Origin of the sequence: Pseudomonas sp. A34-9 (genome assembly GCF_029543085.1) — a bacterium.
GTDB lineage: Bacteria > Pseudomonadota > Gammaproteobacteria > Pseudomonadales > Pseudomonadaceae > Aquipseudomonas.
In genome coordinates this window covers 3,821,709-3,842,645 of sequence record NZ_CP119967.1, presented here as the reverse complement: position 1 = coordinate 3,842,645, position 20,937 = coordinate 3,821,709, and the positions used below count along the sequence as shown (strand labels likewise).

2 protein-coding genes (1 of these 2 cut by a window edge) are annotated in these 20,937 nt (G+C 63.8%); both read left to right on the top strand.

The genetic code is table 11. The features are described 5' to 3' along the window. Nucleotides 1–3,106 carry the end of a non-ribosomal peptide synthetase gene (locus P3G59_RS17070; protein ID WP_277758204.1) on the top strand. 9,911 nt of this gene lie to the left of the window's left edge, so only the last 3,106 of its 13,017 coding nucleotides appear in the window; the start codon falls outside the window, past its left edge; the stop codon is at nucleotides 3,104–3,106. Continuing rightward, complete coding sequence (locus P3G59_RS17065; protein WP_277758203.1) at nucleotides 3,103–20,937, top strand: non-ribosomal peptide synthase/polyketide synthase; 17,835 nt, start codon at nucleotides 3,103–3,105, stop codon at nucleotides 20,935–20,937. The genes P3G59_RS17070 and P3G59_RS17065 overlap by 4 nt, the downstream gene beginning before the upstream one ends.

Sequence of the window (20,937 nt, the reverse complement as noted above, 5' to 3'; positions counted from 1 at the left end):
TTATCCGCTGGCGCCGTTGCAGGAAGGGATTTTGTATCACCACCTTAGCGCGGCGAAGGGCGATCCGTACCTGCTGCAATCGTGTCTGGCGTTCGACAGTATTGAACGTTTTCAAGCGTTCGCGGCGGCGCTGCGTCAGGTCATGACGCGCCACGACATCTTGCGCACGTCCATCGCCTGGCAAGGGCTCGCGGCACCGGTGCAGGTGGTCTGGCGTCGCGCGCAGTTGCCGATACAGGTCGTGGCGCTGGAGCCTGCGCAGGGTGAAGCCATCGATCAGTTGCGTGCGCGCTTCGATGCGCGGCACTGGCGAATGGACCTGGATCAGGCACCGCTGCTGCGTCTGGTGTATGCCCTCGATCCGGACCAGCAGCGCGTGGTTGCCATGCTGTTGTTCCACCACATCGCCATGGACCACACCGCACTGGCAGTGGTGAGCGAAGAAATGCAGGCCATTTTGCGCGGCGATGAACGATTGCCGGTGGCCGCTGTGCCGTACCGCAATTATGTGGCGCAGACTCGTCTTGGTGTCAGCGACCAAGAGCACGAAGCTTTCTTCCGCGAGATGCTCGGCGACATCGACGAACCGACACTGCCGTTCGGCCTGCAGGATGTGCAGGGCGACGGTAATGACATCGAGGAGGTCTGCCAGCCGCTGCCCGCCGTGGTGGCGCAGCGCCTGCGCAGTCAGGCGCGATTGCTCGGTGTCAGCGTCGCCAGTCTGTTCCATCTCGCCTGGGCGCGGGTGCTGGCAGCAACGTCCGGCCAGGAACGGGTGGTTTTCGGCACGGTGCTGCTTGGCCGCATGCAGGGCGGGGCGGGCGCGGATCGCGGGTTGGGCATGTTCATCAACACCTTGCCATTGCGCGTGGATGTTGACGAAAGCAGCGTGCGCGCCGGGGTCAAGGCGACCCATGCGCGGCTAAGTGCGCTGTTGGCGCACGAACATGCTTCGCTGGCGCTGGCCCAGCGTTGCAGCGGTGTCGCGGCGCCGTCGCCGTTGTTCAGCGCGATGCTCAACTACCGGCACAGCGACAGTGAGGCCCAGCAAGATATCAAGCGTGAATCCTGGCAGGGCATCGAATCCCTGGCCGGCGAGGAGCGCACCAATTACCCGTTGACCCTCAACGTCGACGATCTGGGCAGTGGCTTCCAACTGACGGTGATGACCCCGTCGCGCATCGGCGCAGCACGCATCGGCCAGTTCATGCAGAACGCGCTGGTTGCGCTGGCTGAGGCATTGGAGCAGACACCACAGCAACCGTTGAATCGTCTGGCGGTGTTGCCAGCCGAGGAGCGACAGGCGTTGGTGTTCGGCCTCAACGACACCGACGTCGAGTACGACCTGCAGCAGACCCTGCACGGCTTGTTCGAAGCGCAGGTGCGGTGTACGCCAGACGCTGTGGCCGTCTTCGCCGGCGAGCAGGCATTGAGCTACACGCAGTTGAACGAGCGCGCCAACCGCTTGGCCCGGCACTTGATCAGCCTCGGTGTGCAGGTGGATTCACGGGTGGCGATCTGCGTCGAACGCAGCCTGGAAATGGTCATCGGCCTGCTGGCGATCAACAAGGCCGGCGCCGCTTATGTGCCGCTCGACCCGGCCTATCCGCCGGAGCGCCTCGCTTACATGCTCGAGGACAGCGCCCCGGCCGTGGTGCTGGTGCACGGGGCGACCCGCACGGTGCTGGGGGACATCACGACACCGCTGGTCGATCTCGACCAGAACACTTGGCAATCCTGGTCTGCCGATAATCCGCAAGTGCCGGCGCTGACGCCCCGGCACAGCGCGTACGTGATCTACACCTCCGGCTCGACCGGCCAGCCCAAAGGCGTGGTCAACGAGCATGCCGCTGTGGTCAACCGCTTGCTGTGGATGCAAGACGCCTATCGCCTGAGCGCTGCCGATTCGGTATTGCAGAAAACCCCATTCAGCTTCGACGTCTCGGTGTGGGAGTTTTTCTGGCCGCTGATGACCGGTGCGCGACTGGTCATGGCGCGACCCGGCGGGCACAAGGATCCGCAATACCTCACGGACGTCATCGAGGCCGAACGCATCACCACGTTGCACTTTGTGCCGTCGATGCTCGATGTGTTTCTCGCCAACAGTGACATCACACGCTGCGACGGCTTGCGTCAGGTCATGTGCAGCGGCGAGGCGTTGCCGGGCAGTCTGGTGCGGCGCTTCAAACTGCAACTGCCGGGCAGCGCTTTGCACAACCTGTATGGCCCGACCGAAGCGGCCGTCGACGTCACCGCGTGGGATTGCGCCGGCTCCATCGAGCAGACGCCGGACAACACGCCAATCGGCAAACCGATCGCCAACACCCGGATGTACATCCTCGATGCGCAACAACAGCCGGTGCCACAAGGCGTGATCGGCGAGTTGTACATCGCTGGCGTGCAGGTGGCGCGCGGTTATCTGAACCGACCTGAGCTGAGTGCCGAGCGCTTCCTCAACGATCCGTTCCAGCCTGGCGGGCGCATGTACCGCACCGGTGACGTCGCGCGGTATCGGCCGGACGGCAACATCGAGTACCTGGGCCGTAACGACGATCAGGTGAAAATCCGCGGTCTGCGTATTGAACTGGGCGAAATTCAGGCACGCCTGGCTCAGATCGAAGGTGTGCAGGAAGCCGTGGTAGTCGCCCGCGAAGAGGTGGCCGGCGACAAGCGTCTGGTCGCGTATTACACCGGCGAGCGCCTGGAAATCGACCTGCTGCGCAGGCATTTGCTCGAACACTTGCCGGACTACATGGTGCCCGCCGTGTTCGTGCATCTCGACGCTTTGCCGCTGAGCCCCAACGGCAAACTCGACCGTAAGGCACTGCCGGCGCCGGATCAGCAATCGCTGAAAACACGCGAATACGAAGCCCCGGTCGGCGACGTCGAAATCACCCTCGCACGGCTCTGGGCCGAACTGCTCAATGTCGAACGGGTAGGGCGCCACGACCACTTCTTTGAGTTGGGTGGTCACTCATTACTGGCGGTCAGCCTCATCGGCCGGTTACGTCAGGAAGGCATGGAAGCCGATGTCAGGGCGCTGTTCGAACAGCCGACCCTGGCCGGCTACGCCGCAATTACGGAAAGAATGGAGATCGTCCTGTGAATGTGCTCGAACTGTTGGCAACCCTGAAGACAAAAGACATTCAGCTGGCCGTGACCGATGAGCAATTACGCGTCAATGGCAACAAGCAGGCGTTGAGCGATCCGGCATTGCTGGCGGCGCTGCGCGAACACAAGCCGGCGCTGATCGAACTGATCAAGTCCGGGCAATACTCGGCCAGCCGCGTTGGCCAGATCGATGTTCCGGCCAACGGCATTCTTCCCGGCTGCACGCACATCACGCCAGCGATGGTGACCCTGGCCGAGGTGGATCAGCCGACCCTTGACCGTTTGATCGCCGACGTACCGGGCGGCGCCGCCAATGTGCAGGACATCTATCCCCTGGCGCCGTTGCAGGAAGGCATCCTTTACCACCATGCGAGCAACGAGCAGGGCGATCCGTACGTCATGCAATCGTACTTTGCGTTCAGCAGCCGTGAGCGTCTGCACGCGTTCGCTCAGGCGTTGCAAAAGGTTATTGATCGCCACGACATCCTGCGCACAGCGGTGCATTGGGAAGGGCTGGACGTGCCGCTGCAAATGGTCTGGCGTCAAGCGCAACTGCCGATGGAAGAAGTCGTGGTGCACGACAGCGAAAACGATGTGTTGAGCCTGTTGCACGAGCGTTTCGATGCGCGGCATTTTCGTCTGGACGTACGGTGCGCACCGATGATGCGTCTGGCCTACGCGTGGGATGAGGCCGGTCAGCGGGTGGTCGCGACGTTGCTGTTCCATCACATGGCACTGGACCACTCGGCGCTGGACGTCGTGCGTCACGAACTGCTCGCCTGCCTCACCGGCCAGGATCAAGCGCTCGGTCGACCGGTGCCGTTTCGCAATTACGTCGCACAAGCGCGGCTGGGCATCAGCGAAGCCGAGCACGAGGAGTTTTTCCGCGAGATGCTCGGTGACATTGCCGAGCCGACGCTGCCCTACGGTTTGCAGGATGTGCAGGGCGACGGCCTCGGCATCGCCGAGCTGAGCCTGCCGGTCAATGCGCTGCTCGGTCAGCGTCTGCGCACACAGGCGCGGCAACTTGGCGTGAGTGCCGCGAGCCTGTTTCATCTGGGCTGGGCGCAGGTACTGGCCGTGCTCACCGGCAAGCAGAATGTGGTCTTCGGTACGGTGCTGATGGGGCGCATGCAGGGCGCCGAAGCCACCGAACGGGCGCTGGGGATTTTCATCAACACCTTGCCGCTGCGGGTCGATGTCGATGCGCAGGGCGTGCGTGCGGCGGTGGAGGCGACGCACAAAGGTCTGACCACGTTGATGCGTCACGAACATGCGCCGCTGGCGTTGGCCCAACGTTGCAGCGGCGTAGTCGCACCGACGCCGTTGTTCAGTGCCTTGCTCAACTACCGACACAGCCACACTGCGGCGACGGCGAGTGCCGAGACCCTGGCCGCCTGGGAAGGCATCAGTACCCTCAGCTCCGAAGAACGCACCAACTATCCGCTGACCCTGAGCGTCGATGATTTCGGCGAGGCGTTCAGCCTGACATTGCTGGCCACCACCGAGGTCGATCCACAGCGCATCTGCGATTACTTGCATTGCGCCCTCGATAGTTTGGTGTTGGCGCTGGAGCAGGCGCCCGATACCGCGCTCAACCAATTGCCGATGCTGCCGGCGGCAGAGCGCGAGCAGGTGTTGCTGACGTTCAATGCCAGTCACGCCGACTTCCCGGCGACGCTGACCATTGCCCAGCGCTTCGAGGCGCAAGTGGCGCAGCGGCCCGAAGCCGTGGCCGCGCAATACCTCGGTGAGCAACTGAGTTATGCCGGGCTCAACCGGCATGCCAACGCCTTGGCCCATCATTTGATTGCGCTGGGGGTGAAGCCTGACGATCGCGTCGCCATCGTCGCCCGGCGTGGCCTCGACACCCTGGTCGGGCTGGTCGCCATTTTGAAGGCGGGCGCCGGTTATGTACCGGTCGACCCGGCGCACCCGGCCGAGCGTCTGCACTACTTGCTCAGCGACAGCGCCCCCGTGGCCGTACTCACCCAGAATAATCTGCGTGAGCGCTTGCCGGCGCTGGACGTGCCGGTGATCGATCTCGACCCGCTGACCTGGCCGCTCAGCGAGACCCTTGACCCGCAGGTAGCAGGCTTGAGCGCCGCGCATCTGGCCTACGTGATCTACACCTCCGGTTCCACCGGCCTGCCCAAAGGCGTGATGGTCGAACACCGCACCTTGTCGAATCTGGTCGACTGGCACTGCAGCGCGTTCGACCTGTGCGCCGGCCGCCACACCTCAAGCCTTGCCGGGTTCGGTTTCGACGCCATGGCGTGGGAGGTCTGGCCGGCGTTGTGTGCCGGCGCGACCCTGCACCTGGCACCGACTCACGACGGCAGCGAGGACATCGATGCGCTGCTCGACTGGTGGCGCGCGCAGCCACTGGACGTGAGTTTCCTGCCGACACCCGTGGCCGAATATGCCTTCAGCCAAAACCTCGAGCACCCGACCTTGCGCACACTGCTGATCGGTGGCGACCGCTTGCGCCAGTTCAGCCGCAACCAGCAATTCGAGGTGATCAACAACTACGGCCCGACCGAAGCCACCGTGGTCGCGACCTCTGGGCGTATCGAGGCGGGCGACGCCTTGCACATCGGTAAACCGGTGACCAACGCCACGGTGTACCTGCTCGATGAACAGCAGCGTCCGGTGCCGATTGGCGTCATGGGCGAGTTGTATGTCGGCGGCGCCGGGGTGGCGCGCGGTTATTTGCACCGCGCCGATCTGAGCGCCGAGCGCTTCCTTCACGATCCGTTCAGCTCCTTGCCGAACCCGCGCATGTACCGCACCGGCGACCTCGCCCGCTGGCGCGCCGACGGTACGATCGAGTACCTGGGGCGTAACGACGATCAGGTGAAAATCCGTGGCGTACGTATCGAACTTGGCGAAATCGAAACCCGCCTCAACCAGTTGCCCGGCATCCAGGAAGCCGTGCTGCTGGCGCGCGAAGATGAACCCGGGCAACCGCGCCTGGTGGCCTATTTCACCGAGCAGAGTCAGGTCGAACCACTGGCGGTGGCCGAGTTGCGCGCGCACCTGTTGACCCAGTTACCGGATTACATGGTGCCGGTGGCCTTCGTCAGACTCGCCGCACTGCCGTTGACCGCCAATGGCAAGGTCGACCGCAAGGCCTTGCCGAAACCCGAGCGTGCGGCGCTGTTCACTCGCGAATACGAGGCGCCGCACAACGAACTCGAAAGCGCCCTGGCGCAGATCTGGGCGCAAGTGCTGCAAGTGGAGCGGGTCGGGCGTCAGGACCATTTCTTCGAACTCGGTGGCCATTCACTGTTGGCCATGCGCATGGTGTCGCAGGTTCGCCAGCGTCTTGGTGTGGAACTGGCGCTGGGCGATCTGTTTGCGAACGCCGAACTGGCAGCGGTCGCCGAGGCGGTGGCGCAGGCCGGGCGCAGCACGCAACCGGAAATTGTCGCGGTGGCCCGTGACGGTGCCTTGCCGCTGTCGTTCGCCCAGCAACGTTTGTGGTTTCTCGCGCAAATGGAAGGTGCCAACACCGCGTACAACATTCCCATCGGGTTGCGCCTGCGTGGCCAGTTGAATGAACCGGCCCTGCAGCAAGCCTTGGCGCGCATCGTCGCGCGGCATGAAACGCTGCGCAGCCGTTTCGCCCAGTTCAATGACCAGGCGCAAGTGCTGATCGCGCCGGTCGACAGCGGTCTGCTGCTGCGCGTCGAAGACCTGCGCCAGCACCCGCAACCCGACGAAACCTTGCAGGCGCTGATTCAGGGCGAAGCGTCCGGGCCGTTCGACTTGCAGGACGATGCGCTGATTCGCGGTCGGTTGGTGCGGCTCGCCGACGATCATCACGTGCTGTTGCTGACCCTGCACCACATCATCTCTGACGGCTGGTCGATGGGGGTTCTGACCCGCGAACTGATGGCGTTGTATCAGGCCTTCAGTCATGGCCAGCCTGATCCACTGCCGCCGCTGGCGCTGCAATACACTGATTACGCGGTGTGGCAGCGGCGCTGGCTGAGCGGCGAGGTGCTGCAGCGCCAAAGTGAATACTGGCAGCAGACCCTGGCCGGCGCTCCGGCGTTGTTGATGTTACCGACCGATCGTGCACGACCGGCGCAGCAGGATTACGCCGGCAGCAGCGTCGACGTGGTGCTCGATGAACGCTTGAGTGCCGGGCTCAGGGCGCTGGGCCAGCGTCACGGCGTGACGCTGTACATGACGTTGATGAGCGCCTGGGCGATGCTGCTCAGTCGTTTGTCCGGTCAGTCGGAGGTGGTGATCGGTTCGCCCGTAGCCAACCGCACCCGTGCCGAGATCGAAGGCTTGATCGGCATGTTCGTCAACACCCTGGCCTTGCGTATCGATACCTCGGGCGAGTTGAGCAGCGAAGCGCTGCTGGCGCGGGTAAAGGCCCTGACGCTGCAAGCCCAGGCCCATCAGGATCTGCCGTTCGAGCAGGTGGTGGAAATCATCCGGCCACCGCGCAGTCTGGCGCACAGCCCGGTGTTCCAGACGTTGCTCAGTTGGGACGGTCTGCAAGGCCCGGCGCTGGCCCTCGGTGATTTGACCCTGGAAGGCGTGGCGGAGCCGAGTCACTTCGCCAAGTTCGATGTGTCGCTGAACCTGGCCGAGTCCAACGGTGTGATTCGTGGTTCGCTGGAGTACGCCACGGCACTGTTTGACGAAGCGACGGTGCTGCGTTTCGCCGGCTATTTCGAGCGTCTGTTGCAGGCGATGGTCGCCAATGATCAAACGGTGCTGGAACACGCACCGCTACTGGCAGAGGACGAACAACAGCGGCTGCTGAATGATTTCAATGCCACGGCTGTGGATTACAACCTTGAGCAGACCCTCCACGGTCTGTTCGAGGCGCAAGTGGCGCGCACGCCACAGGCTCCGGCGGTGGTCGCCGGTGAGCAGCGCTTGACCTATGCTGAACTGGACGCCAAGGCCAGCCAATTGGCGCGGCACTTGCGTGGCTTGGGCGTGCAGGCGGATTCACGGGTGGCGATTTGCGTCGAGCGCGGTCTGGACATGGTTGTCGGCCTGCTGGCGATCCTCAAGGCCGGCGGCGGTTACGTGCCCCTGGACCCGACGTATCCACTGGAGCGTCTGGCCTACATGCTGGACGACAGCGCGCCGCTGGCGGTGCTCGTGCAAGGTTCCACTGGCGGGCTGCTCGGTGACGTCACCGTGCCGCTGATCAATCTCGATCAGGCGCACTGGCAGTCGCTGCCGAGCGACCCTTTGTCCACCGCCGAGTTGACCCCGCAGCACACGGCCTACGTGATCTACACCTCCGGTTCGACCGGCCAGCCAAAAGGCGTGATCAACGAACACACCGCAGTAGTCAACCGCTTGCTGTGGATGCAGGACGCCTATCCACTGACAGCGGCGGACACGGTGTTGCAGAAGACTCCGTTCAGTTTTGACGTGTCGGTGTGGGAGTTTTTCTGGCCGCTGATGACCGGCGCACGTCTGGTCATGGCGCAGCCCGGTGGGCACAAGGACCCGCTGTATCTCAGCGAAATCATCGAGCAAGAACGGATTACCACGCTGCACTTTGTACCGTCGATGCTCGACGTGTTCCTTGCCCATGGCGACACCCGGCGTTGCTCGGAACTACGTCAGGTGATGTGCAGCGGTGAAGCGTTGCCGGGCAGTCTGGTGCGGCGGTTCAAACGGCAATTGCCGGGCAGTGAGTTGCACAACCTCTATGGCCCGACGGAAGCCGCCGTCGACGTGACCGCGTGGAATTGCGCCGGGCCGCTGGAGCAAACCGCGGACAACACGCCGATCGGCAAACCGATCGCCAACACCCGCATGTACATCCTCGATGGCCAACAACAACCGGTGCCGCAAGGCGTTGTCGGTGAGTTGTACATCGGTGGCGTGCAGGTGGCCCGTGGTTACCTCAATCGGCCCGAGCTGAGCGCCGAACGCTTTCTCAATGATCCGTTCCAGGCCAATGGCCGTATGTACCGCACCGGCGACGTCGCCCGCTATCTGGCCGACGGCAACATCGAATACTTGGGCCGCAATGACGACCAGGTGAAAATCCGTGGCTTGCGCATCGAACTGGGTGAAATCCAGGCACGCCTTACCCAGATCGAGGGGGTGCAGGAAGCGGTGGTGCTGGCCCGCGAGGACGTGCCCGGCGATAAGCGTCTGGTCGCGTATTACACCGGGGAGCGGTCGGACATCGAAACGCTGCGCAGCCATTTGCTGGAGCACCTGCCGGACTACATGGTCCCTGCCGTGTTCGTGCATCTCGATGGATTGCCGCTGAGTGCTAACGGCAAACTCGAGCGCAAGGCGCTGCCGGCGCCGGATCTGGCGGCATTGGCCGCGCGTGAGTACGAGGCGCCGGTCGGCGAAGTGGAAATCCTCCTCGCTGCGCTCTGGGCCGAATTGCTCAACGTGGAACGGGTAGGGCGACACGACCACTTCTTTGAGCTGGGCGGCCACTCGTTGCTGGCAGTAAATCTGCTGGCGAAAATGCGTCGTGCCGGCCTCAGCGCCGACATTCGCGTGCTGTTCAACCAGCCGACGCTCGCCGCGTTGGCGGCGGCCGCCGGTGGCGAGCCGCAAGCCGAAGTCCCGGCCAATCGCATTACGCCTGACTGCACGCGTATCACGCCGGAACTGCTGCCACTGGTGACGCTCGATCAAGCGACCCTTGACCGCATCGTCGCCAGCATCCCCGGCGGCACGGCTAATGTGCAGGACATTTATCCGCTGGCGCCGTTGCAGACGGGCATTCTGTTCCATCACCTGGCGGCTGGTCAGGGCGACCCCTACGTGTTGCAGGCACAGTTTGCGTTTGCCGATGAACAACGTCTGAACGCCTTCACAGAGGCGTTGCAGAAGGTCATTCAGCGCCACGACATTCTGCGCACCTCGCTGTTCTGGGAAGGCCTCGCAGACCCGGTGCAAGTGGTTTGGCGCCAGGCCTCGCTGTTCTGCGAAGGTATTGCGCTGGAGGACGTGAACGGCGATGCATTGGCGCAGTTGCGCGCTCGCTTCGATGCCGGCCGTTACCGCATGGCCGTCAATCAGGCGCCGCTGATGCGCGTGGTCCACGCGTGGGACGCAGTCAATCAGCGGGTTGTCGCGTTGCTGCTGTTCCATCATTTGGTGATGGACCACGTCGCGCTGGAAGTGCTGCAACACGAAATGCAGGCCTTCCTCAGCGGCCAGCCGCAACGTCTCCCCGAGTCGGTGCCGTACAGGCATTACGTCGCGCAGACACTGGCCGGTATGAGCGATGAGCAGCATGAAAGCTTCTTCCGCGACATGCTCGGCGACGTCGATGAGCCAACCTTGCCGTACGGCCAGGCCCCGGCACAGGAGGGGCTGGCTGAGCAGGCGCGGTTGACCCTCGACCTCGGTCTGAGCCGCGACATCCGTCAGCAGGCGCGGCGCCTGGGTGTCAGCGCCGCCAGCCTGATGCACCTCGCCTGGGCGCAAGTTTTGGGGCAGTTGTCCGGGCGCGATGCCGTGGTGTTTGGCACGGTGTTGCTCGGCCGATTGCAGGGCGGTGAAGGCTCGGAGCGGGCACTCGGTGTGTTCATCAACACCTTGCCGTTGTGCATTGAACTCAATGCACACAGCGTCAAAGGGGCGGCGCTGGCCACCCATGAACGCCTGAGTCAGCTACTCGCTCATGAGCATGCGCAACTGGCGCAGGTGCAACAGTGCAGCGCGATGCCATCGGGCACGCCGCTGTTCAGCACATTGCTCAATTACCGTCACAGCGCCCCGGCCGGGCCGGTATCCGCCGAGGTGCAAACCGCGTGGCAGGGCATGCAATTGCTCGAGGCCGAGGAGCACACCAACTATCGCCTGACCCTCAGCGTTGACGATCTCGGTGAAGGTTTCAGCCTGAAAGTATTGGCCGGGGCCGGCATTGATGCGCAGCGTATCTGCGGGTACATGCAGGCTGCGTTGTGCGTGTTGCTTGATACGCTGGAGCACACGCCGCATGTGGGTTTTGATCGGTTGTCGATCCTGCCGGTGCACGAGCGTGAACAGTTGCTGGCGGGCTTCAACGCGACCAAGGCTGACTACCCGCGTGGGCTGACGATTGCGCAGCGCTTCGAGGCGCAGGTCGCTGCGCGTCCGCAAGCCGTGGCTGCGCTGTTTGCCGCGCAGCCCCTGACGTACTTGCAGCTCAATCGCCAGGCCAATGCGTTGGCGCATCACTTGATCGCCATCGGGGTAAAAGCCGATGACCGCGTGGCCATCGTTGCCCGTCGTGGTCTGGACACGTTGGTCGGGCTGGTCGCCATACTCAAGGCTGGCGCCGGCTATGTGCCGGTTGACCCGGCGCATCCCGCCGAACGGATCAGTTATTTGCTGAGCGACAGCGCACCGGTCGCGGTGCTCACTCAAAGCGATCTGCATGAGCGACTGCCGCAACTGAGCGTGCCAGTGATCGATGTCGATCTGTGCGCATGGCCGGCGCAGGCGCAGCACAACCCGGCGGTGCCGGGCTTGACCGCTGCGCACCTCGCCTATGTGATCTACACCTCGGGTTCGACCGGTCTGCCCAAAGGGGTCATGGTCGAGCATCAGACGTTGTCCAATCTGGTCGACTGGCACTGTGAAGCGTTCGATTTACGCGCCGGCAGCCACACCTCAAGCCTTGCCGGGTTTGGCTTCGATGCGATGGCGTGGGAAGTCTGGCCGGCCCTGTGCGCGGGCGCGACCTTGCACCTGGCACCGACCCATGACGGCGTCGAAGACATTGATGGGTTGCTCGACTGGTGGCGCGCGCAACCGCTGGACGTGAGCTTTTTGCCGACACCGGTCGCCGAATACGCACTTAACCAGAACCTTGATCATCCAACCTTGCGCACTCTGTTGATCGGTGGCGATCGCCTGCGTCAGTTCAGCCGCGAGCAGCGCTTTGCGGTGATCAACAACTACGGCCCGACCGAGGCCACTGTGGTCGCCACGTCGGGCCGCATTGAAGTCGGTGCGGCGTTGCACATCGGCAAACCGGTGGCGAACGCGGCGGTTTATGTGCTCGACGAGCAGCAAAGGCCGGTGCCGATGGGCGTCATGGGCGAGTTGTACGTGGGCGGGGCCGGTGTGGCCCGGGGTTATCTGAACCGCGCCGACCTGACCGCCGAGCGCTTCCTGCGCGACCCGTTCAGCACCACGGCCAATGCGCGCATGTACCGCACCGGTGACCTTGCCCGTTGGCGCGAAGACGGCACGCTCGACTATCTGGGACGTAACGACGACCAGGTGAAAATCCGTGGGATGCGCATTGAGCTGGGTGAAATCGAGACCCGGCTCAATCAGCTCCCCGGGGTCAAGGAAGCCGTATTGCTGGCCCGTGAAGACGAACCCGGCCAACCGCGACTGGTGGCGTACTTCACCGAACAGGTTGAGGCCGAGCCGCTGGTGGTCGGCGAGTTGCGCGCACAGCTGTTGACGCAGTTGCCGGATTACATGGTGCCGGCGGCGTTTGTCAGGCTCGAGGCGTTGCCGCTGACTGCCAATGGCAAGGTCGACCGCAAGGCGTTGCCGAAACCGGATCTGGTCGCGCTGCCGACCCGCGAATATGTCGCGCCACAAGGTGAGCAGGAAATCGCACTGGCGCAGATCTGGGCCGAAGTCCTGCAAGTCGGGCAGGTCGGCCGTCATGACCACTTCTTCGAACTCGGCGGTCATTCGCTGTTGGCGATGCGCATGGTTTCGCTGATCCGTCAGCGCCTCGGCGTCGAACTGGCGCTGAGTGATCTGTTTGCCGATGCGCAATTGAGCGCAGTCGCTGAAGTATTGAATCGTGCCGGGCGTAGCACGCTTGCGGACATTTTGCCGGCACCGCGAGATCAAGCTTTGCCGATGTCCTTCGCCCAACAACGCCTGTGGTTCCTCGCGCAGATGACGGGTGGCAACTCGGCGTACAACATTCCTGTCGGTTTGCGCCTGCGCGGTCTGCTCGACGTCGACGCGCTGCAATCGGCGCTGGCGCGGATCATCGCGCGCCACGAAACCCTGCGCAGCCGTTTCATCCGCCTCGACGACACTGCGCAGGTGTCGATTGCCCCGGTCGACAGCGGTTTGCTGCTGCGCGTAGACGATCTGCGCCAACAGCCGCACGCCGAGCACACCTTGCAAGTATTAATGGCGCAGGAAGCCTCGACAGCGTTTGATCTGCAGAATGATTCGCTGATTCGCGGGCGACTGGTGCGTTTGGCCGACGATCACCATGTGCTGTTGCTGACCGTGCATCACATCGTTGCTGACGGCTGGTCGATGGGCGTGCTGACCCGCGAGTTGATGGCGTTGTATCAGGCGTTCAGCCAGGGGCAGCCCGATCCGCTGCCGGCGCTGACGTTGCAATACGGCGATTACGCGGTGTGGCAACGACGCTGGCTCAGCGGGGAGGTGCTGCAGCGGCAAAGCGAGTACTGGCAGCAAACCCTTGACGGTGCGCCGGCCTTGTTGACGCTGCCCACCGATCGCCCGCGACCGGCACAACAGGATTACACCGGCGGCAACGTCGAAGTGCTGCTGGACCAGCGCTTGAGCGCGGGGCTCAAGGCCTTGAGCCAACGTCACGGCGTGACCCTGTTCATGACCATGACGAGCGCTTGGGCACTGCTGATGAGTCGTCTGTCCGGGCAAACCGATGTGGTGATCGGTTCGCCGGTGGCCAACCGTACCCGCGCTGAAATCGAAGGGTTGATCGGCATGTTCGTCAACACCCTGGCGCTGCGCATCGATACCTCGGGCGAGCCGAGTGTCGAAACGCTGCTGGCACGGGTCAAGGCGCGGACACTGGAGGCGCAGGCGCATCAGGATCTGCCGTTCGAGCAAGTGGTGGAAATCACCCGACCGGCGCGCAGCCTGGCGCACAGCCCGTTGTTCCAGACCACTCTGAGCTGGGACAGTCACATTGGGCCGCAACTGGCGCTGGGCGAGCTGACACTGGAAGCGGTGGCCGGCGCGGACGAGGTCGCCAAGTTCGATCTGACGCTGACATTGGGCGAGGTCAACGGCGTGATTCGCGGCTCGCTGAACTACGCCACGGCGCTGTTCGACGAATCGACCGTCCGCCGCTTTGTCGGCTATTTCCAGCGTCTGTTGCAGGCGATGGTCAGCGATGATCGCGCGGTACTCGAACACGTGCCGTTACTGGCGGCGGAGGAACGTCAGCGCTTGCTCGTCGAGTTCAACGCCACCGCGCGTGATTACCCGCAGACCCTGACCGTGCACGGGATTTTCCAGCAACAAGCGGCGGCGCATCCAAAGGCTGTGGCGGCGGTGCATGGCGCGCAATCGCTGAGTTATTTCGAACTGAACGCGCAGGCCAATCGCCTGGCTCATCACCTGATCGGCCAAGGCGTGCAACCGGGGGATCACGTGGCGATCCTGCTGCCACGCTCGCTGGAACTGCTGGTGGCGCAACTGGCGATTGCCAAGTGCGCGGCGGCCTATGTGCCGCTGGACATCCATGCGCCGAGCGAGCGTCAGGCGTTCATGGTCGAGGACTGTCGGGCGGCCGCGCTGCTGACCCTGAGCGGCGAAGTCATCGATTACGCCGCGCCGCGTATCGATCTGGACAGGCTGAAACTCAGCGATCAACCCACGCACAACCCTAACCTGGTGCAGTCTTCCGAGGCGCTGGCGTACATCATGTACACCTCCGGCTCCACCGGCACGCCGAAAGGGGTGATGGTGCCGCACCGTGGCATCGGCCGTTTGGTGCTGAATAACGGTTACGCCGATTTCAATGCGCAGGATCGTGTGGTCTTCGCCTCGAACCCGGCGTTCGACGCCAGCACCATGGACATCTGGGGGCCGTTGCTCAACGGCGGTCGCGTGGTGATCATCGACCATCAGACCCTGCTCGATCCGAATGCCTTCGGCCGTGAACTGAGCAGCACCGGCGCAACGATCCTGTTCGTCACCACCGCGCTGTTCAACCAGTACGTGCAACTCATCCCGCAGGCGCTCAAGGGCCTGCGCATTCTGCTCTGCGGTGGCGAGCGCGGTGATCCGGCGGCGTTCCGCACGCTGCTGGCCGCAGCGCCGGCGCTGCGTGTCGTGCATTGCTACGGCCCGACCGAAACCACCACCTACGCGACAACCTTCGAAGTGCAAGAGGTGGCGGAAAACGCCGAGAGCGTGCCGATCGGTGGACCGATTTCCAACACCCAGGTCTACGTACTCGATGCGCATCAGCAACCGCTGCCGATGGGCGTAACCGGCGAGCTGTATATCGGCGGGCAGGGCGTGGCGCTGGGTTATCTGAACCGGGCCGATCTGACCGCTGAGAAATTCCTCTGTGATCCGTTCAGCGATAAACCCGGCGCGTTGTTGTACCGCACCGGCGACCTCGCGCGCTGGCTGGCGCCGGGGCAACTCGATTGCATCGGTCGCAACGACGATCAGGTGAAAATCCGTGGTTTCCGCATCGAACTGGGAGAAATCGAAAACCGCTTGCTCAACTGCGCGGGGATCAAGGAGGCCGTGGTGCTGGCGCGCCGCGACGCTCAGGAGGCCACGCGGCTGGTCGCCTATTACACCGCGCACGAGGGGCAACTGGACAGCAGCGAATTGCACGCCCAACTGTCGGCGCGCTTGCCGGAGTACATGGTGCCGACGGCATGGGTGCAACTGGAAGCGTTGCCGCTGAACAACAACGGCAAGATCGACCGCAAGGCGCTGCCGGCACCGACACAAGCTGCCATGCTCAGTCGGGTTTATGTGGCACCGGCCACAGCGCTGGAGGAAAACCTGGCGCGCATCTGGGCCGGGTTGTTGCAGGTCGAGCAGGTCGGCCGACACGATAATTTCTTCGAGTTGGGCGGGCATTCGTTGCTGGCGATGCGCATGCTGTCGCAGGTCCGCCAACAGCTGGACGTCGAGCTGACCCTGGCCGAGCTGTTCGCCAACCCGGAACTGGCGGCCGTGGCGCAAGTGTTGAGCCAGGCCGCGCGCAGCACCTTGCCGGAGATTCTGCCGGCACCGCGAGATCAAGCGCTGCCGCTGTCGTTTGCGCAACAGCGCCTGTGGTTCCTGGCGCAAATGGACGGTGGCAACACGGCGTACAACATCCCGCTGGGCCTGCGTCTGCGCGGGCGGCTGGATGAAGACGCGCTGCAACGGGCACTGGCGCGCATTGTCGAGCGCCACGAAACCCTGCGCAGCCGCTTCACTCAGATCGACGAGCAAGCGCAGGTGCTGATCGTGCCGGCCGAGGCCGCGCTGTTACTGCAGGTTGAAGATTTGCGCCAGCACCCGCAGGCCGATAACGCCTTGCGTGGGCTGATCGAGGAGCAAGCCGGCGCACCGTTCAATCTTGCTCGCGATTCGCTGATTCGCGGACGTCTGGTGCGTCTGGCCGACGATCACCACGTGCTGTTGCTGACGCTGCACCACATCATCTCTGATGGCTGGTCGATGGGGGTGCTGACTCGTGAGTTGGCGGCGCTGTATCAAGCCTTCAGCCATGACCAGCAAGACCCGCTGCCAGCGCTGACGCTGCAGTACAGCGACTACGCGGTGTGGCAACGCCGTTGGCTCAGTGGCGAGGTGCTGCAACGCCAGAGCGATTACTGGCAGCAGACCCTGGCCGGAGCGCCGGCGTTGCTGAGCCTGCCAACCGATCGCCCGCGTCCGGCGCAACAGAACTTTGCCGGCAGCCATGTCGAGGTGGTGCTGGGCGCGCCGCTGAGTCGCGGGTTGAAAGCGCTGTGCCAACGTCGCGCTGTGACGCCTTACATGGTGATCCTCAGCGCATGGGCGATGTTGCTCAGTCGCTTGTCCGGCCAGACCGACGTGGTCGTCGGCTCGCCGGTGGCCAACCGCACCCGTGCCGAGATCGAAGGCTTGATCGGTATGTTCGTCAACACCCTGGCCCTGCGCATCGACACGTCAGGCGCACTCAGCGGTGAGGCGTTGCTGGCGCGGGTCAAGGCGCAAACCCTGGCGGCGCAGGCGCATCAGGATTTGCCGTTCGAGCACGTGGTGGAGATCTGCAAACCGCTGCGCAGTCTGGCCCACAGCGCGTTGTTCCAGACAATGCTGAGCTGGGACAACAATGATGGCCCGAGCCTGCAACTCGGTGACCTGACCCTGGAAGGCGTGGCGGGGGAAAGTCCTTTTGTGAAGTTCGACCTGTCGCTGAGTCTCGGCGATAGCGCCGATGGCGTTCGCGGCTCGCTGCGTTATGCCACAGCGTTGTTCGATGAGTCGACGGTGCGGCGTTTTGTCGGCTACTTCCAGCGCTTGCTGGCTGCGTTGGTGAGCGATGAACACACGCTGCTGGAGCAGGTGCCGTTGCTGGCGCAGGACGAACGTCAGCGTCTGCTGAGCGATTTCAATGCCAGCGACGTCGATTGCGCGCTGGAACAGCCGTTGCACCGTTTGTTCGAGGCGCAGGTGCGGGTCAAACCCGAGGCCATCGCCGTGCAGTCCGAGGACGGGTGCCTCACCTATCGCGAACTCAATGCGCGGGCCAACCAACTGGCCCATCACTTGCGCGAACAGGGTGTTCAGCCGGATTCACGCGTGGCGATTTGCGTCGAGCGCGGGCTGGATCTGGTGGTCGGTCTGCTGGGTATTCTCAAAGCGGGCGGGGCGTATGTGCCGCTGGATCCGGGGTACCCGGCGGAACGTCTGGCCTACATGCTCAAGGACAGCGCGCCGGTCGCGGTGCTGGTGCAGGCGGCGACGCGTTCGCTGTTCGCCGTGCCTGCAACGACGTTGATCGACCTTGATCAAGGTCATTGGCAACAGCTACCCGATCACGATCCGCAGGTGCCGGGCCTGAGCGCCGCGAACCTGGCCTACATGATCTACACCTCCGGCTCTACCGGCCTGCCGAAAGGCGTGATGATCGAGCATCGCAGCGCCTGCAACATGGTGCATTGGGGCTCGCAGATCAGCGCGCCGACCGAGCATGGTGCCTTGCTGCAAAAGGCCCCGTTCAGTTTCGACAGTTCGGTGTGGGAGATCTTCTGGCCGCTGTGTTCCGGTCTGCGTCTGGTATTGGCGCGGCCCGATGGCAACCGCGATTCGGCCTATGTGGTGCAGGCGATTCGCGAGCACCAAGTGACGGTGGTCAAGTTCGTGCCGGCGCTGCTGCAGGACTTCATCGAACAGGTCGATGTCAGCCAGTGCACCAGCCTGACCGATGTGCTCAACGGTGGCGGCGAACTCAGCGCAGCGCTGGCGCGCCAAGTGCGTGACCGTCTGCCGTGGGTGCGTTTGCACAACGTTTACGGCCCGACCGAAACCACGGTCGACAGCACCGGCTGGACGCTTGAACCGGATCAGCCGGTGCCACACAACGTGGTGCCGATCGGCAAGGCGCTGAGTAACACGCGCCTGTACGTCCTCGATGCTTACGATCAACCGGTGCCGCAGGGTGTCAGCGGCCAGTTGCACATCGGCGGTGTGGGTGTGGCGCGCGGTTATCACGGACTGCCGGAGATGCAGGCCGAGCGTTTCATCGACAGCCCGTTCGTGACGGGTGATCGGCTGTACCGCACCGGCGATCTGGCGCGCTACAACAACGACGGCGATCTGGAATTCCTCGGACGCAACGACTTCCAGATCAAGCTGCGCGGCTTGCGCCTGGAACCGGGCGAAATCGAAGCGCGGCTGATCGAACATCCGGCGCTCCGCGAAGCGGTGGTGATGGTGCGCGATGAACGCCTGGTGGCCTGGTACACGTTGCGTGCAGGGATCGAAACGCCAAACCTGGAGGTTTTGCGTGCGCATGTGCTCGAGCGTTTGCCGGAGTACATGGTGCCCGGCGCCTACGTGTTGCTCGACGCATTGCCGCTGACCCCCAACGACAAGGTCGACCGCAAGGCCTTGCCGGAGCCGGGTGCCGACGCGGTGATCAACCGTCCTTATGCGGCGCCGCAAGGCGAGGTGGAAACCGCCATGGCGCGGATCTGGGCGGACGTGCTCGGCGTCGAGCAGGTCGGTCGTCACGACAACTTCTTCGAGTTGGGCGGACATTCGTTGCTCGCGGTGCGGCTGGTCAATCTGCTGCAGCGCGGCGGAATGCAGGTGTCACTGGCCGAATTGTTCCAGCACCCGAGCATCGAGTCGACGGCGGCGTTGCTCGCTCGGGACGACATCGCCGGACTGCCGGAGGGGCTGGTCGTGGTGCGTGCCGGGGATATCGGTACGCCGCTGTTCCTGGTGCATGAATTCAGTGGTCGCGACGTGTATTTCCCGACGCTGGCGCAGCACATTGGCGGCGAGTTTGCGATCTATGGCCTGCCCGGCGTGCCGCTGGGGCAGCCACAGCTACGCACCATTGAATGCATGGCCACGCGGATGGCCGGGATCATTCGTACGGTGCAGCCACAGGGGCCGTATCGTCTGGCGGGCTGGTCGTTTGGCGGGGTGCTGGCGCATGAAGTTGCCCAGCAATTGCTGGGTCAGGACCAACCGGTGGACTTCATCGGCATGCTCGACAGCTACGCGCCCAACTCACTGGCTCAGGACAAAGCGATGTGGAGCGGCAAGGATCTCGACAAGCGCCAGTTGCTCGGGCATTGCCGGGGGCGTTCGCTGATGCTGGGTGCCGAAGGTGCCGCCGCGTTGGCGGCCGTGCAGGCATTGGAAGCCGAAATCGAACGATTGGATTTCCACGCGCTGTTCCAGCGTTGCCAGGATCAGCAACTGACCGATCCGGAACTGGCCACGGTCAGCGCGGCCGATGCCTGGCATTACTTCGATCGTGAGGCGGCGCACCGCCTGGCCTTGGCACATTACCGGGTCAGCCCGGCGAGCCAGACGATTCATCTGTTCCGCGCTCAGGCGCTTATGGACGGGCAGTCTGTGCCAAGCCCTACGCGCGGTTGGGAGGAGCGCTTCGACAGTCGTCTGTTGCAGTGCATCGATATTCCCGGGGATCACCGCAGCATGATGAAAACCCCGCATATTCAGGCGTTGGGGCAAGCCATCACTCAGGCACTTGAGGCTGTGGTGACGCCCGTCACGGCGGTGTATCAGCCACTACTGACGATCCAGAGCGGACAACTGGGTCATGCGCCGATTTTCTGCGTGCCGGGGGCAGGTGACAGCGTCACCGGGTTCATTCATCTGACCGAAGCGATTGGCCCGGAGTGGCCGATCATCGGTCTGCAACCGCGCGGGCTGGACGGCAGCAGTGTGCCGCACAGTCAGGTCGAAGCCGCTGCTGCGTTCTACCTGCAAGCCATCGCGCAGGCTTACCCGCAAGGCCCGGTGCACCTGATCGGCCATTCCTTTGGCGGTTGGGTGGCGCATGCCATGGCGGCGCAGTTGCAAGCGGTCGGGCGCGAGGTGGCGTCGTTGACGTTGATCGACAGCGAAGCGCCGGGCGGCAACGGCACGGCAGGCAAACCATACACCGGCACGGCGGCGCTGGAGCGCCTGATCGACACCCTGCAACTGTCCAGTGGCAAGTCCCTGGAGATTGATCCGCAGGTGTTCGCCGACGCTGATGACGCTACGCAAATGCGCTTGCTGCATGCCGGGATGGTGCACGCCGGTGTGCTGTCGGAGCGTGCCGCGGCGGATGCGATGCACGGCCCGGTCCGCACCTTCGCCACCGCACTGCGCACGGTCTATCAACCGGCACTGGCCTACACCGGGCCGGTGCGGCTGGCGCTGGTCGATGACCCGACGCTGGATGCGTGGGGCAATCAGCGCGAGCAAGCGGCGATGGTTGAAGGCTGGCAGCGCCAGGTGGCGGATCTGGCGGTGTGGTACGGGCCGGGTAACCACTTCACGATTCTCAAGGCGCCCAACGTCTTCAGTCTCGCGGCGTGGTGGCATGACGGCCTGAAAGTGCCGGCCGGCCAAGTGTTGTCCTGA